The sequence below is a fragment of the Kordia aestuariivivens genome, assembly GCF_014397005.1.
Taxonomy (GTDB): Bacteria; Bacteroidota; Bacteroidia; order Flavobacteriales; family Flavobacteriaceae; genus Kordia; species Kordia aestuariivivens.
Genome location: NZ_JACGWS010000001.1, coordinates 438157 through 458039 on the forward strand (window position 1 = coordinate 438157; position 19883 = coordinate 458039).

Genomic DNA, 19883 nt, shown 5'->3' on the forward strand with positions numbered 1-19883 from the left:
ACGAAAGATGCAAGAAGAAGATAAGAAACCAGATAATGTAGTTTTTGATGTAGAAACACAAAAATATGATGCGGCATTAAAGCCGTATGCTACTGATGTTGGCGCGCCAGTTATTACAACGCCTGATACAGTGACTTGGAAAAATGTCAATATTGATAAAGTAAATAAGCAAGTCAAAGCGAAATATGAAGAACTCAAAGCTGAGTATGACGCGTTGATGGAAAAGTTTGAATATAACAATTTGATTTATAGCGCAAAGTTTAACTTTGAACCAATTGTTGGTGAAATTTATCATTTATATCGCGATAAAAAACAATTGCCATTTTTGTCTATCATTGCGCCTGATCAATGTCGTTTTGATTATGTAGAAAGCTTCCGCTTGAATGCTGATAAAATGTGGGAAGTTGTGAAGAAAGAAGCATAAAAAAACGTCCTGCTGAAAATACATTCTGCAGGACGTTTTTAAAACTTTTTAAATATTGAATTTAGTTCTTCAGTGTTTCAATATCTGTAATGAGTTGTTTCAACTTATTAGCAATTGGTCCATATCCATATTTAAAAGATAAACGATAAATAACTACCGAAAATATAGTTCCTAACGGAACAATGATAAATAATAATTCGTTTGGATATGACAAACTTTCTACACCGAAAATCTCACCAAAAGTCTTCTCATATTGATTGTAATAGGTGTAAATTACCATTGGTAAAATTAAAATAGGCGTTCCAATCCAAAGCATTTTAGTTATTTCGTTTCTACTCCGTAATAGCAGTTTATGCAGCGATTTTAAGAATTCATAACAATTGGTTTCCTTGTTTGCATTTTCAATATTCTGAATTTGCTTTTTGATGATAAAATACCAAATAATACACCAAATAGAAGCGATACTTCCCGACCAGAAATCATTGCCAATAGCGTAATTTCCGAAAATGAAAACGATAGCCATGATGAGCAAAACTTTTGGTTCCGTATTTAGCATACGAATTAGTTTATCGCCTAAATGCTTCGATTTTTGATTGTATAGGTTTTGAATTTTAGGTGCGACTAAGGTGTCATTATTGACGAATCCTTCTTTCCAAATGTGTTCAATTGATTTTTCCATGTAATAATTTTTTAAGCTGTTCTTTGATTCGATTGATGCGAACACCAATTGTATTGGCATTCATTCCGATAATATTTGCAATTTCTTGGTATGATTTCTCTTCCAAGTACAGTAAAATGATAGCTCTGTTGATTTCTGTGAGCTGTTTGATCGCTTTGTACAATTCATTCAACGATTCTTCTTTGAAAAACGACTGACTGTCTTCAACGACTTCTTTTGGAATGACATCAGAAACAAACGTCTTTGTCTTTTTTTTGTCTTTCTTTAAAAGTGTCAAACACACATTCAACGATAAACGATAAATCCAAGTTGACCATTCAGATCTCTCGCTGAAATTATCTCGACTTCGCCAAATTTGCAAACACACTTCTTGGTAATAATCTTCAAAATCTTCTTGCGAATTGCTATATGCACGGCAAATTTTAATGATAATTCCTGCATGCGGAAGAATGTGTGTAGTGTAAAAATCGTGACTCATTTAAAAGTTGTATTTCAATTGTGCTTGAATGAATTTTAAAATGCTAAAACTAGCGAGTAGTAAACTACACATCAATGAAACTACGAATAGTTTTGTGTTGATTCCTGTATTCATCAACAATGAAAATACATAAATAAATATCGTGTGAAAATAGAAATGAACTAACATATTGAGCTTTTTTACTGTTTTATAAACTGTCTACACTTCGTTAGTGGCTCAAAATGAAAATTATTACATGAAGATTTTATTTTTTTATGAAAGTGTTTCTTTTTGAATATTCAAAGCAGCATCTACAAAAGTTTTAAAAGCAATGTCTTTATCAACGTGAAGCGCCAATTTTGTGAATTGTTTTTTAATCCCAAATAATCCGTGAAGTGTTTGTCCATTGCAAACTTCGATAATTACATTGTGACTTTCTAGTTCGCCCAATAATGCAAATCGAGTGATGTTATCTTCTTTAGTGAATGATTTCTTAGAAAGCTTTATTTCTTTGATTTCACTGAGTGGAATTGTAGCTTCTTGCATGATTCCGTAACGCAATAATACGCTGTCTTTCGTGACTTTAATTGGTCGTTTCATCAACGATTTTGCAAATCCAAATACTTGAAAACCTGAATAGATACTTAAAATTGTCAGAATCCAAGCAACAACCACATTCCATTTTGCCAACAAATGGTGAATTGGCGTAATTTCAATCGCGATAAGCATAATTAACACAAAAAATAATGCAACAGAACCACTTTCTTTGTGATAGCTAAATTCGTTTTTGGCTAGTTTTCTACGTTTCCAATAGATGAAACCATAATAGAATACCGAAATTTCAGTCGCAAAAGGTACAACTACAGGTTTCGGAAGGATTTCTGCGCAGGTCTTTTTTAGTGTAGTGAAAAAATCTAGCGAAGTATCTTTCTGTGATTTATGAAAAAGAATCGCTTTTCGCACTTTTACAATCACAAATGTAGCAACACTAATTTCTATGATTGGTAAAAACCAAGTTTTGAAAGCGTTGAGGTATTGATGATTTGTTTCTGGTAAGACAAATATTCCAATGATTAGTCCCAGTATCATCATCGGAACAATCGTTGTTTTTGGAATTGTAGTTTTTCTGATTAATAGAAAGTAAATAATCGGAATTGTGACTAATAAATCAAGTGTGATTCCTAAAGTTAATGCAGTGGAATCTAACTGAAAATAAGGTGATTTTACAAAAAGTATAAGTGTGATGAATAGTAGCGCAGGAATTCCAAATCGTAGCAAGTTGCGATTGAATAGCGGTGTAATAATCATGCGTTTCTTTTTTAGCTTTGGTACTAAGAGTTAGTGTAACAATTGATGTAATTGTTACACTAAACTTATAGGTATTTTATGGTATAGCTAAAACTTCACAATTAAGTTTTGCTTAAAGAAATCTTGAATTTTATAATCCTAAACTATTTAATACTGGATCATCTACTTCGTAATCGTAACATCTCCAGAAACCTGCACCATCGCCACCATTGTAGCGCCAAGCAATATCTTTTTCAGGTGTTACTTCCCAAAAACCAAAATCGCCTTCACATATTAAGGTATTTCCATTAGAGAGACGAACTGCACCAGATAGTTTACTTGCGAAGAAATCAGGATGTTCAAAAGACCAAACTACATTTGGTTCGTTGTCAGCATCTGGCGTAAGCGAAAAGGTTTCTGGCATTTCAAGTTCCATTACTTTAGACGCTCCTGCATTAAACCCATTGACAAAAATCAACATATTTCCTTCACCAGGAACACCATTTTCAAGTAAATTAGGAAAATGGTTATTATCGCTTCTTACTTCTCCAACCGTATTTCCATACGCTAACGGATTTCCGAATCGGTATAATAAATCGCCACCTTTTCCATAGTTTCCACCTGTACTTGAAGCAGCTTCTGCGGTTGTTGTACTGTGATCAATCACCCAAACTTCACTGAAAAAGTTTACGCTTAAATAGATGACATCTTTAGCTGTATCATAATCAAAACCATTGGCATGCATGATATCTCCGTTATTTGCAGGATTGTAATTGATATGGATTTTGTGTGGATTTTGACTTACTGAGCCATAATTTGGAAACATAGCATCGTTATCTTGAATGATATGGTCAAAACTTCTCCATTCCCAAACAATTGCATTGGTCTCAGGATTAATTTCCATTAATTTCTCTGGATAAATATCACCTGGATTTGCAGAACCTTGTAGTTCAGCAGTTGCTTCGTCGATGCGTTCCCAAACTAACAACAATATGTTTCCGTTTGGTAACATTTCTACATCGTGATGCAAAATGAAATCATCAGTATTTAATGTATATTCCCAATCTATCGAACCATCTAAGTTGATGATTCTTGCCACACCACCAAAACCACCAAAAGTGATTGATGGAGTTGAACCTTTAAAGAGACCTAATAATTTTCCATTCGGTAAAAGTTCCAAATCATTTCCTAAGTTATCGTCAAAAGTCCATTCGTGTAATTTTTGACCAGCTTTGTCCATTAAAAAAGCGGTTTGCGAACCGTTCACAACAGCCAATGTTAGATTGTCATGAATTTTGGCAGGGTCATATATTTCTACCTCTACAGCTAGTGTTGGAACAACTGGATCTGGATCCGTTGTGGTTGCAGGATCATCATCTGAACAGCTTGCAAATGCAACTAAACTTGCAACTAAAAAGTGTTTTAGTGTTGATTGTATTTTCATTTTCATTTCTTTTTAAAGTCTATAAAAGTATGGAATTATTGAGAATATTCTATTGAAAAATATAGGGTTTTTTATTTTTCAATTATTTTCTATCTAATTTTGTCAATTTTTTAAGAGATACCTTACTTTTTAAATTTTATTTGTTTCCGATCTAATGGAAAATTCACCGTAAGTTGTATGGAACCTTTATCAATTGGTTGAAAATCTTTATTGCTTAAAATGACTTGTGGATTTACGGTTAGTTTAAACTTTTCCCCGCCAATTCCGATGATAGGAACATATCGTATGGATGTTTGTGAAAAGTCAGTATACATTATTAATTCAGATCCAATTACAATAAATTGATAGTATATAAAACCGTTAATTTTTGGTCCAATAGTGAAGTTTCTTGTATTAAGTCCAATGTCTGTTCCAATTCCGTAAGCGAAGCCGCCGCCATGTCTTCCACCATAATTTGTTTTGTTAATTCCGATAGAAAGTAAGTGAAAATTTCTATTGTTTGGTTTTCCAAAACTGTAACTATACCCTGTTTCAATGTTTGTGGATGTATAAAAATGATCATCACGATTTTCTTGGCTATAACTTATCATGATACATAAAAATGATGCGAGTACTACGAATATATGATTGGGTTTCATGGTATGATCGGTTTTTACAACTAACGTGTAGGTGATATAATCTAGTATGTGGTTCTATAAAAGTTTTAAAAAGTGTGTGCGAAATTATTTCAATGATTCTCCGTTTTATAACCTAGAATATTTATTTTAGCCAATAAGTCATTTTTTATCAATTAATATCATGCATTGCTACTGCACGAATTCCTTAAATTTTTGCTATTGTTACTAAACCTTTTTCAAGGATTTTTTTATAAAACATTGCGTATGCATCGTTTTGTGTTGTCTGCGGATCAATTTTCCGAAAGGCAGCGTGCTATTGTTGCGGAAGAAATTTCTTTTTATAACAAACTAACGCCAAAAGAGCAACGTGTTTTTGAACACAGAGTCTTGCGATTCATTCGCTATCATACGTTTGTAGGTCGTGAAGAATTGTTAGTAACCGAACGTATGGAATTGCTAATTTCGGCAACAGCCATTATGATTACGTTTGGATTTAATCGGTATTTATTATCGAAATTTGAGACAATTTTGGTGTATCCAGAACATTATTTTTCAAACATTACACAAGAATATCACAAAGGAGAAGCGAATCCGAGTTATAAAACCATTGTTTTTTCGTGGGAAGATTTTCAGGAAGGAATCAAGGTTGAAGATGATAATCTCAATTTAGGAATTCATGAACTTACGCACGCGCTGCATTTTAGTTTTTTGACAGAACGCAGTTATAGTGCTTCACAGTTTTTAAAACATTACAAATTATTATTGCTTTCGCTCCGAAATAAAGATGCTCAAAAACGCTTGATAGAAATGGAATATCTTCGTGAATATGCATTTGAAAATCAATATGAATTTTTATCCGTTTTGATCGAACATTTCTTTGAGACACCTGAGGAATTCAGATCAAAACTGCCAACTATTTACCATCGGGTGAAACTGATGTTAAATATGGATGTGGCTGGCTTTTAAAGTTGAATCAGCGGGACTCTAAGGCAACTTTGTGTGCCAAGTGCTATTCCTGTGTCATTTTTCAATGTTCGCACATCTAGAAGCTTCTTTTTATAAGTATCTCCATTAATGATTTTTAGTCGCTCGTTGATATTTTCTAGTGAAATCCCCGAGCCTTCGTTGAGTTCTTTTTTTGTTTTTGTAATGCCATCGCCGTTATCCGTAATGCAAACGTATAGCATTTCTTTTTCTATCGTAATCTTGATACATAATTCACCTTCTCCAGTACATTTTTTACCTTTTAATCCATGTAAAATTGCATTTTCAATGAGCGGTTGAAAAATAAGCGGCGGCACTTTTGTGTATTGCAAATCATCTTCTAAAAGCGGATCAATTTCAATTGTGTATGAAAAGCCTTTGTCAAAAAGATCTTTTTGCAATTCGATGTACAATCTTGAAATTTCAATTTCATCTTGCAGTTCAATCATTTTGCGCTTTGTTGATTTTTGAACCAATCGGTACAAATGTGAAAGTCTATTTAGCCAGTTTATAGACTGAGTTACATTTCCTTTGGTCATGGCGTTACAGATACTTTGAATTGCATTATTAATAAAATGCGGATTCATTTGAGAGTTCAATAGATCGTATCGTAACGATAATTCATTTAATGTCATGTGCAATACATTTTTTAAGTTTATAATTAATGATGCTGGCTTTTAGGGTTTGTTATATAGGTGTTTGTAAATGTAACATCGTTACAGAGGATAATCAAACAGTTGTTGTAGGCTTTCCGTGAAAAGCGTGTTCTACATTCACGGAAAGTAGAAACCTATTTTTTGAGTTAAATTATTGATTTTTAACGATTTAATGACATTCTTGTGCATGTTGCAGTATGATCGTTAAAATTCACGAATTGCAGTGTTTTTCCGTGAAAATACAGTTGAAATACATGAAATTAAAGTTAGTTTTTACACTAAACTTGACTAGAAAAAGTCTATTTGAAGTTTTTAGTCTAAAAAAATGAGCACAAAAAAAGCAGTATTTTATCAATACTGCCTTTCGTTTTTTGTATAAAATGATGTTTCTTAAGAAACGATTTTCTTCAAATTTGCAATCGTTGCGGTTGGGTTTTCAGACTTAAATACAAAACTTCCTGCCACTAACACATCTGCGCCAGCATCAATCAAATCTTTTGCATTTTGGTCGTTTACGCCGCCATCAATTTCAATCTCAGTTGCCGCACCTTTTTCGGTAATCAACGCTTTTAAGTTTCTAACCTTATCGTATGTGTTTTCTATAAACGATTGTCCACCAAATCCAGGATTCACACTCATAATACACACCAAGTCAATATCTTTAATAACGTCTTCTAAGAGATTTATATTAGTATGTGGATTCAAGGCTACTCCAGCTTTCATTCCAGCAGCTTTGATCGCTTGTAGCGTTCTGTGTAAATGTGGACACGCTTCGTAATGAACCGTCAATACATTTGCACCTAAATCAGCAAACGTTTGAATATACCGATCCGGATCAACGATCATTAAATGCACATCAATCGTTTTGGTAGCATGTTTGCTAATTGCTTTTAAAACTGGCATTCCAAAAGAAATATTCGGAACAAAAACGCCGTCCATAATATCAATATGAAACCAATCGGCTTCACTGTGATTGACCATTTCAATATCGCGTTGTAAATTGGCAAAATCTGCGGCTAGGATAGAAGGCGCAATTCGTTTTGTAGACATAATTTGTAGTGTATTGTTGTTCGCACAAAAGTAGTATAAAATAAACGCTCTCGCAAAAGCGAGAGCGTCATTCATCAATCAAAAAACGAACAGTTATGTTATAAAAACTAAACTGCTGTGCGGTTTTAGGAATTTATCCTAAATATGTTTTTAGTATTTTACTACGTGAAGTGTGTTTCAAACGACGAATCGCTTTTTCTTTAATCTGACGTACACGCTCACGAGTTAAGTCGAAAGTTTCACCAATTTCTTCCAAAGTCATTGGATGTTGGTTTCCTAATCCGAAATACAAACGAATTACGTCTGCTTCTCTTGGTGTTAACGTCTCTAATGCACGCTCAATCTCTGTTTTTAAAGACTCATGTAATAACTCTTTATCAGGATTTGGCGATTCACCAGAATTTAATACATCATATAAATTAGAATCTTCTCCTTCTACAAGCGGCGCATCCATTGATACGTGACGCCCAGAATTTTTCATAGATTCCTTTACATCATTCACGGTCATGTCTAATTCTTTTGCAATTTCTTCTGCAGAAGGAATACGCTCATGACTTTGTTCTAAATATGCGAAGGTTTTATTAATCTTGTTAATAGAACCAATTTTGTTTAATGGTAATCGAACAATACGAGATTGTTCTGCTAATGCTTGAAGGATAGATTGTCTAATCCACCATACGGCATACGAAATAAATTTAAAACCACGTGTTTCATCGAAACGTTGTGCAGCTTTAATAAGACCCAAATTCCCTTCATTAATTAAATCAGGAAGTGTTAATCCTTGATTTTGATACTGTTTTGCAACCGAAACTACGAAACGAAGGTTAGCTTTTGTTAATTTTTCTAGCGCTATTTGATCGCCAGCTTTAATTCTCTGTGCTAATTCAACTTCTTCGTCTGCTGTAATAAGGTCAACTTTACCGATTTCTTGAAGATATTTGTCTAAGGATGCAGTTTCCCTGTTGGTAACCTGCTTGGTAATTTTAAGTTGTCTCATGTAATTTACTTGGGATTTTAATCATTGTGCTTACGCTCTTGGTTATACGTATGAAGTCATAAAAATGTTACAGAAGTTTCAGTATTATTTTAAATAAAACTAATAAAATAGTGTAATTAATTCATAATTAATGAATTAAACGCCTCTTTTATCACCATAAATATGCACGTGCAAACGATCTGTATAATTAAATTGATGCTTTTTGCAGATTTCAATGAGCCATTGTTGCTTTTTTTGTAATGCTTCCGGATTGGTTCCTTCGGGCATTAAATATACCTTTCGATTCGGAATTTTGTAGGTTGCGCAAATTTCTAACACTTCCGTGAGATCGTTCTCGGAGGTAATTACAAACTTAAAAACAGCTTTATCATTCGTGGAAAAGTAGTTATAGGCTTCTGGTTTTTCGCGAAGTTTTTTAGGATTGTTAGAGTTTGCCAATTTGGGCGATACATTATATTGATCGATCAATGCTTCAAATCGAGCGTCAGGAACTAGAGTTCCGTTGGTTTCAATCTCAAAAAAATAATCGTCAGCTTTCGTATTGAAAAATTCCATTAAATCTGATAATTCTTCGAGTTGCATCATCGGTTCACCGCCAGTTAAGACAATATTTTTGCAACCACTTGCGGCAACTTCATCGTATATTTCTTCCAGCGTAAGCGAAATAATCATTTCCTCCATCTTAAACTTTTTATACGACGGATCAGTATCTTTTACATGTGCAAAACGCGTTTTCTCCCAATTCCATGTATAATCGGTATCACACCAAATACAGTGTAAATTGCAAAGTGACGTTCGGATAAACACACTTGGTTGCCCAATATTTTTTCCTTCTCCTTGTATGGAATGAAAAATTTCAGGTTTCCCGTCAAGATTTGCAATTTTTAATGTAGTCATAAATTGTACGTGTAAAACAGGTAACAAAATTAAAGTATTAAAACTATAGACACAACACCTAAAGCAGATAGTTACTAAAAGTCTGAATTGTTAAATAAAACGTAATTTTTTTTCAATTTTAGATTGAGTTTCCTACATTCACAACAAATAAAAATTAATGGGTTCCAATTTTTTTAATTTTTTATTGATTGCTGGCGCGATTCAAGGATTTATCTTTAATAGCGTGACATTGTTATCGAAAAAAAAAGTAGATAAGGTTATTATCTTTTTAAATTTAACCGTCTTCTTTTTATCGTTAAACAATTTGCAAGCATGGTTAATTGCTAAAGAATTTCGATTTGACATCTTCTTTTTAAGACAATTTCTCGTGCCTTGGTATATGTTTATTATGCCAATGTTCTATATGTTTTTGATTCATTACTTAAAAATTCAAGATAAAGTAAAAGGTTTTTTAACGTTTGCGATTGTACTTTTTGTGATTGAATTAATTTCGCGTACAATTCTTATTATGAATACTACCGAAGCAGAAGTGTCATTGATAAAAAGTTATACTTCTATTGAAGAAATTGTAAACGCAGGATTTTCTATATTTCTATTTTATAAATGTCTTGAGATTGTCTTCAAAAAGGGAAAATTACTCGATTTCATTGTAAGCTACGACGATATAAAATGGTTGAAACTGTTTTTAATCTTAGGCGGATTTGTACTAAGTTTTTGGATTTTAGCCATTGTGTTAAATAACTTTTTTGATGATTTCCGCGTCTATTATCCGTTGCGTTTGGCGACTTCCATATTGTTATATTGGATTGGTTATCAAGGATTTTTTAGATATACATTGGTGCATGATCGAATTTTGCTACGCGGAAAATTAGCGGAGTTAAAACCAGAAACTGCTCAAAAACCAGTGCAGCAAACTGAAAATGGCTTGTCTGAGAAACATCAACAAGAATTTGAGAGTATTGCAAATTATATCATTGCTGAACAACGGTTTTTAGATGCGAAATTGGGCTTGGATCAATTGTCTGACGAATTGGAAATCAGCGCAGGACATTTATCAAAACTGATCAATACATATAGCGAATACAACTTTTCTGATTACATTAATTCGTTGCGTGTTTCGCAAGCAAAAGCGCTATTAAAAGATGACGATTTTGACAATTATACCATTGTCGCCATTGGTTTAGAATGTGGATTTAATTCGCGATCAACCTTTTACACAGCGTTCAAAAAGTTCACCGATTTAACACCTTCAGAATATCGGAAAGCAAACTAATATGTCCTGAATTTTCATCCGAATAAGATTTCGGACATTCAAAAAACTGCATGCTAACTTAAATTTTCTGCATCAATTTTCTTTCATATATCAGTCAAGCTGAAAGCAATCGTGCTTTAAGTCAATTTTTCTTGAATCATTCGTGTTTCTTGCTAGTTTGAAAACTTTTTGATGTTTAGTTTTAGGTTGAAACATCACGTATCGAATTGTAGTTTCATCAAAAAAGAACCAACTAAATACGTCCGAATTTTTCCATTAGGCAAGATTTCGGATGTTGAACTTCTAAATCACGGTTACATTCGTTTCATATTAATTTTAAAACCGATTATTATGAAAACACTCAAAAAACAATCTCGATTTTTTAGTATGCTACTAATTTTATTGATGCTTTTTCAAAGTTGCCAAGTATACAAAACGAAGTCTTCCACAATCGATGAAGCAGTTGCAAGCAAGCATAGAGTAAAAATACATACCAAATCTGGAGGTAAAATAAAGTATAAGAAAATTTTCAAGGAAGATGGAGTTTATTATGGACTTAAGCGAAGTGATACGTTGCAAGTTAATATTTCAGATATTGATAGAATTCGTTTAAAAAATAGAACATTATCTACGATTTACACGGTTCTACTTTCCTCGATTGCAAGCTTTCTCATCATCGGATTTATTCAGTTTAGTCAAAGTGGTCTTTCTATAAATATTGGTGGATAGCAGATTTTTGCTTCTATCTATTTAGTATAAAAAATAATTGGCAATCAATAAAATCATCTTGATTTATCGTATTAAGTGATATTTCAGATATCAGTATAATACTGACGTATACTAGTTTTAGTATCTATTAACATTAAAATTATTTATTATGAAAAAATATATTATTATAGTATGCATGGTCGTACCAATGTTTATATTCTCACAAGAAAAGAATGGGTTAAACTTTAGATCAATAGCTATCAATCCATTATCTGTCACCAATGCAGGTTTGGCTATCAATGCAGATTTAAGTTTTATGAATTCTAAAAACATTTATACACTATCGGGTTATGCAGGAACGGAACTTACATTTCCATTTGATAATAAAACTTCAGAAGATTCTTTTCAAGATTATAGCTTATTGTGGGGACGAGAAGTGAAAATAGAAAATTGGTTGCGATTAGAAGGACACGCAGGATTAGGATATTTTTTATTTAAAACGGAACATTTTAATGATGAAATTGAAGATGAAAAGAAAACGACGATAGGAGTTCCATTACTATCTAAATTAAAATTTATGTTGGGAAATCATTTTTCAATAGGAATTCAATTTCGAGCAAATATAAATTCAGCAAAAATTGTTAGAGGCGGCGGAATTTTTTTTCAATATGATATTTGAAAAATATACAGTAACGCTTTTAGCTTTTCTAGTCAATCTAGCTCATTAGCTCTAACAGACGAGACAAAATTTCAACAAAAAAAACGCCTCGAATTTCGAGGCGTTTTTTACTATATGTGAGAAAAGATTAACTTTTATCTTCTCTTGGTTTGCGATCTTCACGAGGTTTTCTGTCGTCACGTCTGTTATCACGTCCACCAGAACGTTTGTCATCTCTTGGTGGTCTTGCAACATACCCTTCAGGTTTTGGTAAGATAGCTTTACGAGAAACTTTCTCTTTACGTGTTTTTGGATCAACTCCAAAATACTTCACGTCTAAAACTTCGCCCATTTTAACAACGTCAGTTACATTATCAGTACGTTCCCAAGCTAACTCAGAAATGTGTAATAATACTTCGTTTCCTGGTGCTTCTGTATATTCTACAACCGCTCCAAAGTCAAGCATTTTTACAACTTTCACTTCGTAAATACTTCCTTTTTCAGGTTTGAATAATAAAGAATCTATTTTTGCTAATACAGCATCAATACCTGCTTTTCCAACACCTAAAATTTCTACGATACCTTCTTCAGTCACTGGATCTTCGTTAATAACGATCGTTGTCTCAGTTTCTTTTTGCATTTCTTGAATTACTTTTCCACCAGGTCCAATTAAGGCTCCAATGAATTCGTTAGGAATTCTACGCGTAACCATTGTTGGTGCGTGTTCTTTAACGTCAGCATTTGGTTGAGCAATCGTATCTGTCAATTTACTTAAGATATGTAAACGTCCGTCACGTGCTTGTTGTAATGCATTTACAAGAATTTCGTATGATAATCCTTTTACTTTAATATCCATTTGACATGCTGTAATACCAGCATCTGTTCCAGTAACTTTAAAGTCCATATCTCCTAAGTGATCTTCATCACCTAAAATATCAGATAAAACCGCATACTTTCCAGATTCTGCATCAGAAATTAATCCCATTGCAATCCCAGAAACTGGTCTGATCATTTGAACTCCAGCGTCCATCAATGCCATTGTACCAGCACAAACAGTTGCCATAGAAGAGGAACCGTTAGATTCTAATACTTCCGATACTATACGTACTGTATATGGACAATCATCAGGAATCATTCCTTTTAAACCACGTTGCGCTAAGTTTCCGTGACCAACTTCTCTTCTAGAAGTTCCTCTTAACGGTCTTGCTTCACCTGTACAAAAAGGAGGGAAGTTATAATGTAAATAGAAATTCTCTTCACCTTCATGAGATGGCATATCTATTTTGTTTGCATCTCTTGACGTACCTAAAGTAACGGTTGCTAATGCTTGCGTTTCTCCACGCGTAAATATTGAAGAACCGTGTGTAGATGGTAAGTAATCTATCTCACACCAAATTGGTCTAATTTCGTTAGTTTGACGACCATCTAAACGTAAACCTTCATCTAAGGTTAAGTTACGAATTGCCGATTTTTCAGCTTTTCTGTAATATTTAGAAACTAAATCACCGAAATCTTCTAATTCTTCTTCAGAAAATGTTGCTTTAATTTCATCTTTAATTTCTGCGAAAGAAGCACTTCTTTCATGTTTAGCAGAACCAGCTTTTGCGATAGCGTATACTTTATCGTACGCCATGTCATATACTTTTTTCTCTAAATCTGCATCTTCTCTTTCTGGTTCGTACTCACGCGTTTCTTTTTTACCGAAAGCTTCCGCTAAACGTACTTGTGCAGCACATTGAGCTTTAATTGCTTCGTGAGCAAATTTAATAGCATCCGCCATTTCTTCTTCAGAAATCTCATCCATTTCACCTTCAACCATCATTACAGAATCAGCTGAAGCTCCAATCATCATATCGATGTCAGATTCTGCTAATTGCGTTCTTGTTGGGTTGATGATAAATTCACCATTTACACGTGCTACTCTTGCTTCAGAGATAGGACATTCAAATGGAAAATCTGATAATTGAATAGCTGCCGAAGCCGCTAAGCCTGCCATTGCGTCTGGCATAACGTTTTCGTCATGAGACATTAACTGAATCATCACTTGTGTTTCCGCGTGATAATCTTTTGGGAATAATGGACGTAAAACTCTATCCACTAAACGCATTGTTAATACTTCACCGTCACTTGGTCTTGCTTCTCTTTTGAAGAAACCACCAGGGTAACGACCTGCTGCAGCAAATTTTTCACGATAATCTACCGTTAATGGTAAAAAATCAACATCACTTTGTTTGTAGTTTGAAACAACTGTACATAACATCATACATTTTCCAGACTGAACAACCACTGAACCGTGTGCTTGCTTTGCTAACTTTCCGGTTTCGATAGAGATTTCTCTTCCGTCTCCTAGGTCTATGACCTCTTTAAAAACTTTTGGAATCATAAATTTTTTTTAATTCTAATTAAACAAAGGTCGTTGTGTTGTTGTTGTGTGTAGTTGTTGTTTTGACCCAATGAAAAACCAGTAATAATAGCTTTTTATTACTTCTAAATTATTGTTAGAAGGCACTTTTGCATATAAAAAAAGAGGCACGAAGCCTCTTTAGTTTTTATTTTCTTAATCCTAATTCTACGATTATCGCACGATATCTGTTGATCTCTTTTTTCTTTAAGTAATCTAGTAAGCTTCTTCTTTTACCTACCAACATTACTAATGAACGCTCTGTATTATAATCTTTACGATTTTTTTTCAAATGCTCCGTTAAGTGATTAATTCTGTGTGTGAATAATGCAATTTGACACTCTGATGTTCCAGTGTCTGTTGCAGATTTCCCGTGCTTTGCGAAAATTTCCGCTTTAACTTCTTTAGTTAAGTACATGCCAATATTAATTTTAATGATTTTTATGTATTAATACGTATCTCGTATCAAGCGGCAAATATAGTACTATTTTTTTGAAACCAAATTAATAATTAAACCTTTTTGATTGCTAAGAGTCTTAGAATCATAAAAGTTAAAAAATGTTAATTATGAAATGAGCTATCACAATTAGTTGGTACCAAACTAATAAGACTCTTGGCGAATTTCATCTAACAAAATTTAAACACTAAAAACAAAAACATATGAAAACCACATTCAAAAAGCAACAAGGGATTTTATTTTTAGTATTAAGTCTCTTAGTAATGACAGCTTGTCAAAACGAAGATGCAACTTCAATAGTAGAAGAAGAAGTTGCAATAAACACCGAACTGGCACAAAAGAGTGCCGATATTGATTTAATTTCCGATGATATTGGATTTATCGTAGAAGAAGCATATCAAGAAGATGAATCGAGTGTATCCTTTTTACCAGCATGTGTTACCATTACAACAGTACTTACCGCAGGTTTTAGAGAACGTACTTTAGATTTCGGTACTGGTTGCGAATTGCCAAACGGAAATGTACTAAGCGGAGTTGTGACCATGACGCACGAAATTGATAGCGATCCAGCACGAAGAATGATTTCAGTAACTTTTGATAATTTTCACAGAAATGATGTACTGGTTGAAGGAACTAGAAGTGTAGAGCGCGTATTATCAAATGATGTAGGGAATCCACAATCAACAGCAATTGTAAACATGCAGGTTACTTGGCCAAATGGCGCTACGTACACACGTGATGGAACACGAATTCGCGAATGGATCGAAGGCGTTGGCTCTGGAACCTGGACAGACAATGTATATTCTATTACAGGAAGTGTAACAACTACAAATGTATTAGGAAACATATACGCAGCTACAATTACCACCGCATTACGACGCGAATTAACGTGTCCTTTTATTGTAAGCGGAACTGTATTGTTATCTAGAAATAATGCAACAGGAACATTGGCTTTTGGTGATGGAAGTTGTGATAACGAAGCTTCTTGGACAAATCCGAATGGAGATACACAAACAATTTACTTAAACTAACAATTTAAGCGTTTTAGGCAATGAAAAAAGGCATCCAATTGGATGCCTTTTATTAGAAAGAATATTTTAGACTCATAGCAGTTCCCAAATAACGCTGTTCGGCAAATGCTAATAGATTGCTGTTATTGGCATCTAAATAAAACTGTCGTTTGGGCGCATTATCGTATATATAGTTGATAGTAGCCAATAATGAAAGTGATTTTGATAACTTAAATTCAAATTTTGATTGGAACTGAATCCAAAAATCAGTCAGTTTACTTTCTCTAAAATCGTTAGGATCTGTAATTAGGCTTGTATTGTCTATTGAAGATTCATCATCGCCAGCAACTCTGATTTTTCCGAATAACGTATTTGACCATTTAAACTTTTCTCCTCTCAGTTCAAACTTAGGAGCTAAAACCAGTCTAAAAATAGTAGTTCCTTTGAAATTGTTAGTAAATGTTGAGTCATTGGCATATAATTCTAAATTCTCTTTAGTTTGTTCTACTTCTGTATTAAATCCAATTAAAAAAGCAAAACGGTATCGACTGTATTTTACCTTGACAGTGTTTTTATGTTTTTCCGTTTCTGTAAACAATTTTTCAATGTCATCAGCACCAAAAGTTTTTTTTAAATGGGTATAATAATCTATATTATCTAGCGTATTTTTTGAATAATTCCCCTCCCATTTTTTAATACTATTTATCAACGCTTGTCCTTCTTTCATTGTACTTTTGAATAAGTTTGCGACATATCCACCGCCAATTTCATAACGTTGATTGACGCCTAAAAACGTATTTCTACTCCTTATTACAAATGCATATCCTTCATGAGTAGTGTTTTCTGATAGATAATCTACAGAAAGATCTATATTAGAAACTACTTCGTTAAACTCACCATTTTGAATTTGTGTTTGTATATTCATAGAAGCTTCTACGTTTAATGGAAAAAGACCGCTGTTAAAATTCATGCCACTTTGAATGGTATATTGGTCAGCATTATCTGATTCGTTTCCAATGATTCCAAAATTTATAGAGCCTGATAACGAATTAATTTCACCTATTTTTCCGATAGTTTTAAGATAAGAATTGAAATCTTCAATCATATCTAATGTAGTATTGTCAGTTGTAAATGATCCATGTGTATAGGAGAATAAATCTAAACTTATATTGCGTATAAGTTTTTTTGAATCTCCAGAATTTTGAGCAATCCCTAAAAATGGAGCGCATACTAATAGAAGTACGAGTAGTTTTGTTTTCATGTCGTTAGTTTTTTATTGTTAACATGAAAGTACTTAGAAGTGGTAAATGAAAAAATCCCCAATGTTGGGGATTTTAATAAAATGTATTTTAAAACAAAATTATGCTCGTATCGGTTGATTCTGAATTAAATCAATGTATAAGTTAATTCTATTTTTGAGCTCTTTTCGGTGTGTAATAAAATCTAAGAATCCGTGTTCTAGTAAGAATTCTGAGGTTTGAAAACCTTCTGGTAAATCTTTTCCTGTTGTATCACGTACAACTCTTGGTCCAGCAAACCCAATTAATGCGCCAGGTTCTGCAATGTTAATGTCTCCAAGCATTGCAAACGAAGCAGTTGTTCCTCCCGTAGTTGGATCAGTACATAATGAAATGTATGGAATTCCAGCGTCTGCTAATTGTGCTAATTTTGCAGAAGTTTTTGCTAATTGCATTAATGATAACGCAGCTTCCATCATACGTGCACCACCAGATTTTGAAATAATCATGAATGGAACATTGTTTTTAAGCGAATATTCTGCGGCACGCGCAATTTTTTCTCCCACAACACTTCCCATAGAACCTCCGATAAAAGAGAAATCCATACAGGCAATGACTAAATCTTTTCCTTTCGATTTTCCAACGGCAGTTCGCACTGCGTCTTTTAATCCTGTTTTTTCTTTGGCAGCTTTTAATCTGTCAACGTATTTTTTACTGTCTTCAAATTTTAAAGGATCTTTTGAAGTTAGATTTTTATCTAATTCTTTAAATTTTCCTTCATCAAATAATATTTCGAAGTATTCTTTACTACCTATTCGAACGTGATAACCGTCTTCAGGACTTACGTAATAGTTTTTTGCCAATTCTTCCGAATCTACAATTTTACCCGTTGGTGATTTGTACCAAAGTCCTCTGGGCGTATCTTTTTTATCTTCCGTAGAAGTTTGAATTCCTTTTTCTTTTCTTTTAAACCAAGCCATAATGATTTGTGATTTATGATGTTCGATTGAATGTTCAATCGTCATCGTTGGGATCAATTAGTTAGTTTTTACTTTTCCAAGCCCACAAAATTACTGTTTTTATTAATTAAACTCAAAATTTGAATCCGCTATCTATTGATAAGTATCTTTTTTATACTAAAAAACCTCGTTAACACATTGTATTTCAATGTGAACGAGGTTTTTTGAGTTTCTCACTTTTGTGAGATTCCCGTTTTCACGGGAACTTCCGCGTTAGGGATTGAGGTTTTGTTGAAGCTCCTCGAAGAGAGCGACTACCGAAAGCCCGACCTTTAGGGAACGCCCAAATATTATAATGTATTTACGTTGTTTAAATCTTCAAAAGCTTGTTTTAAACGCGCTTTGAATGTCAATTCGCCTTCACGTAACCATTTTCTTGGATCGTATGTTTTTTTGTTTGGAATGTCGTCACCATCAGGATTTCCAATTTGTTTTGCTAAATAGTCTTGTTTCGATAACATATAATCACGAATTCCAGACATGAACGCAAATTGTAAATCTGTATCAATGTTCATTTTGATCACTCCATATCCAATAGCTTCTCTGATTTCTTCTAACGTAGAACCAGAACCACCATGGAATACAAAGTCAATATGATTGTGCTCAACATTATATTTTTTAGAGATGTGTTCTTGCGAATTTTTTAAGATTTTCGGCGTTAATTTTACGTTTCCTGGCTTGTAAACACCGTGAACGTTTCCAAAAGCTGCTGCAATGGTAAATCGTGGACTTACTTTCATCAATTCTTCGTATGCATACGCAACTTCTTCTGGTTGTGTGTATAATTTAGAATCATCCACATCGCTGTTGTCAACTCCATCTTCTTCACCACCTGTAATTCCTAATTCTATTTCTAACGTCATGCCCATTTTACTCATGCGCGTTAAGTATTCTTTACAGATTTCGATGTTTTCTTCTAATGGTTCTTCCGAAAGATCAATCATGTGTGAACTGTATAAAGGTTTTCCAGTTTCGGCGAAGTGTTTTTCGCTTGCGTCTAGTAAACCATCAATCCAAGGTAATAATTTCTTTGCACAGTGATCGGTATGTAAAATTACAGGAACACCATACGCTTCTGCCATTTCATGTACATGTTTTGCGCCAGCAATAGAACCTGCAATAGCTGCTTTTTGATTTTCATTGCTCAATCCTTTTCCTGCGTTGAATTGTGCGCCTCCATTTGAGAATTGTATAATTACAGGAGCGTTTAGTTCTGCTGCGGTTTCTAAAACACCATTGATAGTGTTTGATCCTACAACATTTACTGCTGGTAAAGCAAAGCCTTTTTCTTTGGCTAAGTTAAAGATTTCTTGCACTTGGTTTCCAGTAGCAACTCCTGCTTTGATTGTATGACTCATCTGCTTTAGTTTTTTTTGTTTGGTTTACAAAAGTACTAAAAATGTAAAGAGTTTTTACGTAGTTGCTATTTTTAGAAGCGAATGCCAAGCTACTTTTACGAATTTGATAATTAAAAGCGATTTGATACTTGAAATACTATCAAATTATTTGCGTTTTCACTGAAAAATTGATTTGTTGTTGGTAGTTTTTTAGGAAAGATTAGGGTGTGATTTGTAGTTGCTTGATGGCGAAAACGTTATCGCTTTTTTTGAATTGTAAATTTTGAATGCTGAATTTTAAATTAAATAAG

Annotated in this window: 20 protein-coding genes; 6 read left to right on the forward strand and 14 right to left on the reverse strand. The window is 33.6% G+C overall.

Annotation, left to right across the window (positions count from 1 at the left end):
- Positions 1 to 7 precede the first annotated feature (7 nt).
- The gene (locus H2O64_RS01965; protein ID WP_187560454.1) at positions 8 to 424 is read left to right on the forward strand and encodes a DUF2452 domain-containing protein; all 417 of its coding nucleotides are present in this window, start codon (positions 8 to 10) and stop codon (positions 422 to 424) included.
- A 61-nt stretch (positions 425 to 485) separates the two neighbouring features.
- Here H2O64_RS01965 and H2O64_RS01970 read toward each other — a convergent pair whose 3' ends face one another.
- The 5 genes from H2O64_RS01970 to H2O64_RS01990 form a co-directional block, all read right to left on the reverse strand.
- Positions 486 to 1103 (reverse strand): hypothetical protein, encoded by a 618-nt coding sequence (locus H2O64_RS01970; RefSeq protein ID WP_187560455.1) that lies wholly within the window; start codon positions 1101 to 1103, stop codon positions 486 to 488.
- Complete coding sequence (locus H2O64_RS01975) at positions 1087 to 1581, reverse strand: RNA polymerase sigma factor (RefSeq protein WP_187560456.1); 495 nt, start codon at positions 1579 to 1581, stop codon at positions 1087 to 1089. The genes H2O64_RS01970 and H2O64_RS01975 overlap by 17 nt, the downstream gene beginning before the upstream one ends.
- 252 nt (positions 1582 to 1833) lie before the next feature.
- Positions 1834 to 2868: a hypothetical protein gene (locus H2O64_RS01980; protein WP_187560457.1), complete on the reverse strand. Its 1035-nt coding sequence runs from the start codon at positions 2866 to 2868 to the stop codon at positions 1834 to 1836.
- A 130-nt stretch (positions 2869 to 2998) separates the two neighbouring features.
- On the reverse strand, positions 2999 to 4291 hold the full coding sequence (locus H2O64_RS01985; RefSeq protein WP_187560458.1) for an aryl-sulfate sulfotransferase: 1293 nt from the start codon (positions 4289 to 4291) through the stop codon (positions 2999 to 3001).
- A gap of 122 nt (positions 4292 to 4413) precedes the next feature.
- Positions 4414 to 4929, reverse strand: coding sequence for a hypothetical protein (locus tag H2O64_RS01990; protein ID WP_235982733.1), 516 nt, complete (start codon positions 4927 to 4929; stop codon positions 4414 to 4416).
- 243 nt (positions 4930 to 5172) lie between these two features.
- Between H2O64_RS01990 and H2O64_RS01995 the strand changes: the two genes are divergently transcribed.
- Positions 5173 to 5874, forward strand: coding sequence for a zinc-dependent peptidase (locus tag H2O64_RS01995; RefSeq protein ID WP_187560459.1), 702 nt, complete (start codon positions 5173 to 5175; stop codon positions 5872 to 5874).
- On the opposite strand, the gene H2O64_RS02000 is transcribed toward H2O64_RS01995, so the two are convergent.
- The 4 genes from H2O64_RS02000 to H2O64_RS02015 all read right to left on the reverse strand — a co-directional run bounded on the left by H2O64_RS02000 (position 5871) and on the right by H2O64_RS02015 (position 9492).
- The gene (locus tag H2O64_RS02000; protein WP_187560460.1) at positions 5871 to 6527 is read right to left on the reverse strand and encodes a sensor histidine kinase; all 657 of its coding nucleotides are present in this window, start codon (positions 6525 to 6527) and stop codon (positions 5871 to 5873) included. The genes H2O64_RS01995 and H2O64_RS02000 overlap by 4 nt on opposite strands.
- A 411-nt stretch (positions 6528 to 6938) precedes the next feature.
- Entirely contained in the window at positions 6939 to 7598 is a 660-nt protein-coding gene (gene rpe / locus H2O64_RS02005; protein ID WP_187560461.1) for a ribulose-phosphate 3-epimerase, read from the reverse strand.
- Positions 7599 to 7731: 133 nt separating this feature from the next.
- Positions 7732 to 8595, reverse strand: coding sequence for a sigma-70 family RNA polymerase sigma factor (locus tag H2O64_RS02010; protein WP_007096854.1), 864 nt, complete (start codon positions 8593 to 8595; stop codon positions 7732 to 7734).
- A 135-nt stretch (positions 8596 to 8730) separates the two neighbouring features.
- Positions 8731 to 9492 (reverse strand): 7-carboxy-7-deazaguanine synthase QueE, encoded by a 762-nt coding sequence (locus tag H2O64_RS02015; RefSeq protein ID WP_187560462.1) that lies wholly within the window; start codon positions 9490 to 9492, stop codon positions 8731 to 8733.
- Between the two features lie 157 nt (positions 9493 to 9649).
- Between H2O64_RS02015 and H2O64_RS02020 the strand changes: the two genes are divergently transcribed.
- From H2O64_RS02020 to H2O64_RS02030, 3 genes are all read left to right on the forward strand, one after another.
- Positions 9650 to 10765: a helix-turn-helix domain-containing protein gene (locus H2O64_RS02020; protein ID WP_187560463.1), complete on the forward strand. Its 1116-nt coding sequence runs from the start codon at positions 9650 to 9652 to the stop codon at positions 10763 to 10765.
- A 330-nt stretch (positions 10766 to 11095) separates the two neighbouring features.
- Positions 11096 to 11473 carry a hypothetical protein gene (locus tag H2O64_RS02025; protein WP_187560464.1) on the forward strand — a complete coding sequence of 126 codons (378 nt, stop codon included), beginning with the start codon at positions 11096 to 11098 and terminating at the stop codon, positions 11471 to 11473.
- A gap of 148 nt (positions 11474 to 11621) precedes the next feature.
- Entirely contained in the window at positions 11622 to 12131 is a 510-nt protein-coding gene (locus tag H2O64_RS02030; protein WP_187560465.1) for a hypothetical protein, read from the forward strand.
- A gap of 127 nt (positions 12132 to 12258) precedes the next feature.
- Here H2O64_RS02030 and H2O64_RS02035 read toward each other — a convergent pair whose 3' ends face one another.
- Both H2O64_RS02035 and rpsO read right to left on the reverse strand, forming a co-directional pair.
- A complete protein-coding gene (locus tag H2O64_RS02035; protein ID WP_187560466.1) occupies positions 12259 to 14493 on the reverse strand; it encodes a polyribonucleotide nucleotidyltransferase in 2235 nt (744 codons plus the stop codon).
- 166 nt (positions 14494 to 14659) lie between these two features.
- Entirely contained in the window at positions 14660 to 14929 is a 270-nt protein-coding gene (gene rpsO / locus H2O64_RS02040; RefSeq protein WP_187560467.1) for a 30S ribosomal protein S15, read from the reverse strand.
- 242 nt (positions 14930 to 15171) lie between these two features.
- Between rpsO and H2O64_RS02045 the strand changes: the two genes are divergently transcribed.
- The gene (locus H2O64_RS02045) at positions 15172 to 15999 is read left to right on the forward strand and encodes a hypothetical protein (RefSeq protein WP_187560468.1); all 828 of its coding nucleotides are present in this window, start codon (positions 15172 to 15174) and stop codon (positions 15997 to 15999) included.
- A gap of 52 nt (positions 16000 to 16051) precedes the next feature.
- Here H2O64_RS02045 and H2O64_RS02050 read toward each other — a convergent pair whose 3' ends face one another.
- From H2O64_RS02050 to fbaA, 3 genes are all read right to left on the reverse strand, one after another.
- A complete protein-coding gene (locus H2O64_RS02050) occupies positions 16052 to 17239 on the reverse strand; it encodes a hypothetical protein (protein ID WP_187560469.1) in 1188 nt (395 codons plus the stop codon).
- A gap of 99 nt (positions 17240 to 17338) precedes the next feature.
- Positions 17339 to 18196, reverse strand: coding sequence for an acetyl-CoA carboxylase, carboxyltransferase subunit beta (gene accD, locus H2O64_RS02055; protein WP_187560470.1), 858 nt, complete (start codon positions 18194 to 18196; stop codon positions 17339 to 17341).
- Positions 18197 to 18525: 329 nt separating this feature from the next.
- A complete protein-coding gene (gene fbaA, locus H2O64_RS02060) occupies positions 18526 to 19593 on the reverse strand; it encodes a class II fructose-bisphosphate aldolase (protein ID WP_187560471.1) in 1068 nt (355 codons plus the stop codon).
- Positions 19594 to 19883: the final 290 nt, after the last annotated feature.

What these genes read in the sequence shown, in the direction of transcription:
- H2O64_RS01965 (WP_187560454.1), top strand. Translation starts at nt 8, where the DNA reads ATGCAAGAAGAAGATAAGAAACCAGATAATGTAGTTTTTGATGTAGAA.
- H2O64_RS01970 (WP_187560455.1), bottom strand. Translation starts at nt 1,103, where the DNA reads ATGGAAAAATCAATTGAACACATTTGGAAAGAAGGATTCGTCAATAAT.
- H2O64_RS01975 (WP_187560456.1), bottom strand. Translation starts at nt 1,581, where the DNA reads ATGAGTCACGATTTTTACACTACACACATTCTTCCGCATGCAGGAATT.
- H2O64_RS01980 (WP_187560457.1), bottom strand. Translation starts at nt 2,868, where the DNA reads ATGATTATTACACCGCTATTCAATCGCAACTTGCTACGATTTGGAATT.
- H2O64_RS01985 (WP_187560458.1), bottom strand. Translation starts at nt 4,291, where the DNA reads ATGAAAATACAATCAACACTAAAACACTTTTTAGTTGCAAGTTTAGTT.
- H2O64_RS01990 (WP_235982733.1), bottom strand. Translation starts at nt 4,929, where the DNA reads ATGAAACCCAATCATATATTCGTAGTACTCGCATCATTTTTATGTATC.
- H2O64_RS01995 (WP_187560459.1), top strand. Translation starts at nt 5,173, where the DNA reads ATGCATCGTTTTGTGTTGTCTGCGGATCAATTTTCCGAAAGGCAGCGT.
- H2O64_RS02000 (WP_187560460.1), bottom strand. Translation starts at nt 6,527, where the DNA reads ATGACATTAAATGAATTATCGTTACGATACGATCTATTGAACTCTCAA.
- rpe (WP_187560461.1), bottom strand. Translation starts at nt 7,598, where the DNA reads ATGTCTACAAAACGAATTGCGCCTTCTATCCTAGCCGCAGATTTTGCC.
- H2O64_RS02010 (WP_007096854.1), bottom strand. Translation starts at nt 8,595, where the DNA reads ATGAGACAACTTAAAATTACCAAGCAGGTTACCAACAGGGAAACTGCA.
- H2O64_RS02015 (WP_187560462.1), bottom strand. Translation starts at nt 9,492, where the DNA reads ATGACTACATTAAAAATTGCAAATCTTGACGGGAAACCTGAAATTTTT.
- H2O64_RS02020 (WP_187560463.1), top strand. Translation starts at nt 9,650, where the DNA reads ATGGGTTCCAATTTTTTTAATTTTTTATTGATTGCTGGCGCGATTCAA.
- H2O64_RS02025 (WP_187560464.1), top strand. Translation starts at nt 11,096, where the DNA reads ATGAAAACACTCAAAAAACAATCTCGATTTTTTAGTATGCTACTAATT.
- H2O64_RS02030 (WP_187560465.1), top strand. Translation starts at nt 11,622, where the DNA reads ATGAAAAAATATATTATTATAGTATGCATGGTCGTACCAATGTTTATA.
- H2O64_RS02035 (WP_187560466.1), bottom strand. Translation starts at nt 14,493, where the DNA reads ATGATTCCAAAAGTTTTTAAAGAGGTCATAGACCTAGGAGACGGAAGA.
- rpsO (WP_187560467.1), bottom strand. Translation starts at nt 14,929, where the DNA reads ATGTACTTAACTAAAGAAGTTAAAGCGGAAATTTTCGCAAAGCACGGG.
- H2O64_RS02045 (WP_187560468.1), top strand. Translation starts at nt 15,172, where the DNA reads ATGAAAACCACATTCAAAAAGCAACAAGGGATTTTATTTTTAGTATTA.
- H2O64_RS02050 (WP_187560469.1), bottom strand. Translation starts at nt 17,239, where the DNA reads ATGAAAACAAAACTACTCGTACTTCTATTAGTATGCGCTCCATTTTTA.
- accD (WP_187560470.1), bottom strand. Translation starts at nt 18,196, where the DNA reads ATGGCTTGGTTTAAAAGAAAAGAAAAAGGAATTCAAACTTCTACGGAA.
- fbaA (WP_187560471.1), bottom strand. Translation starts at nt 19,593, where the DNA reads ATGAGTCATACAATCAAAGCAGGAGTTGCTACTGGAAACCAAGTGCAA.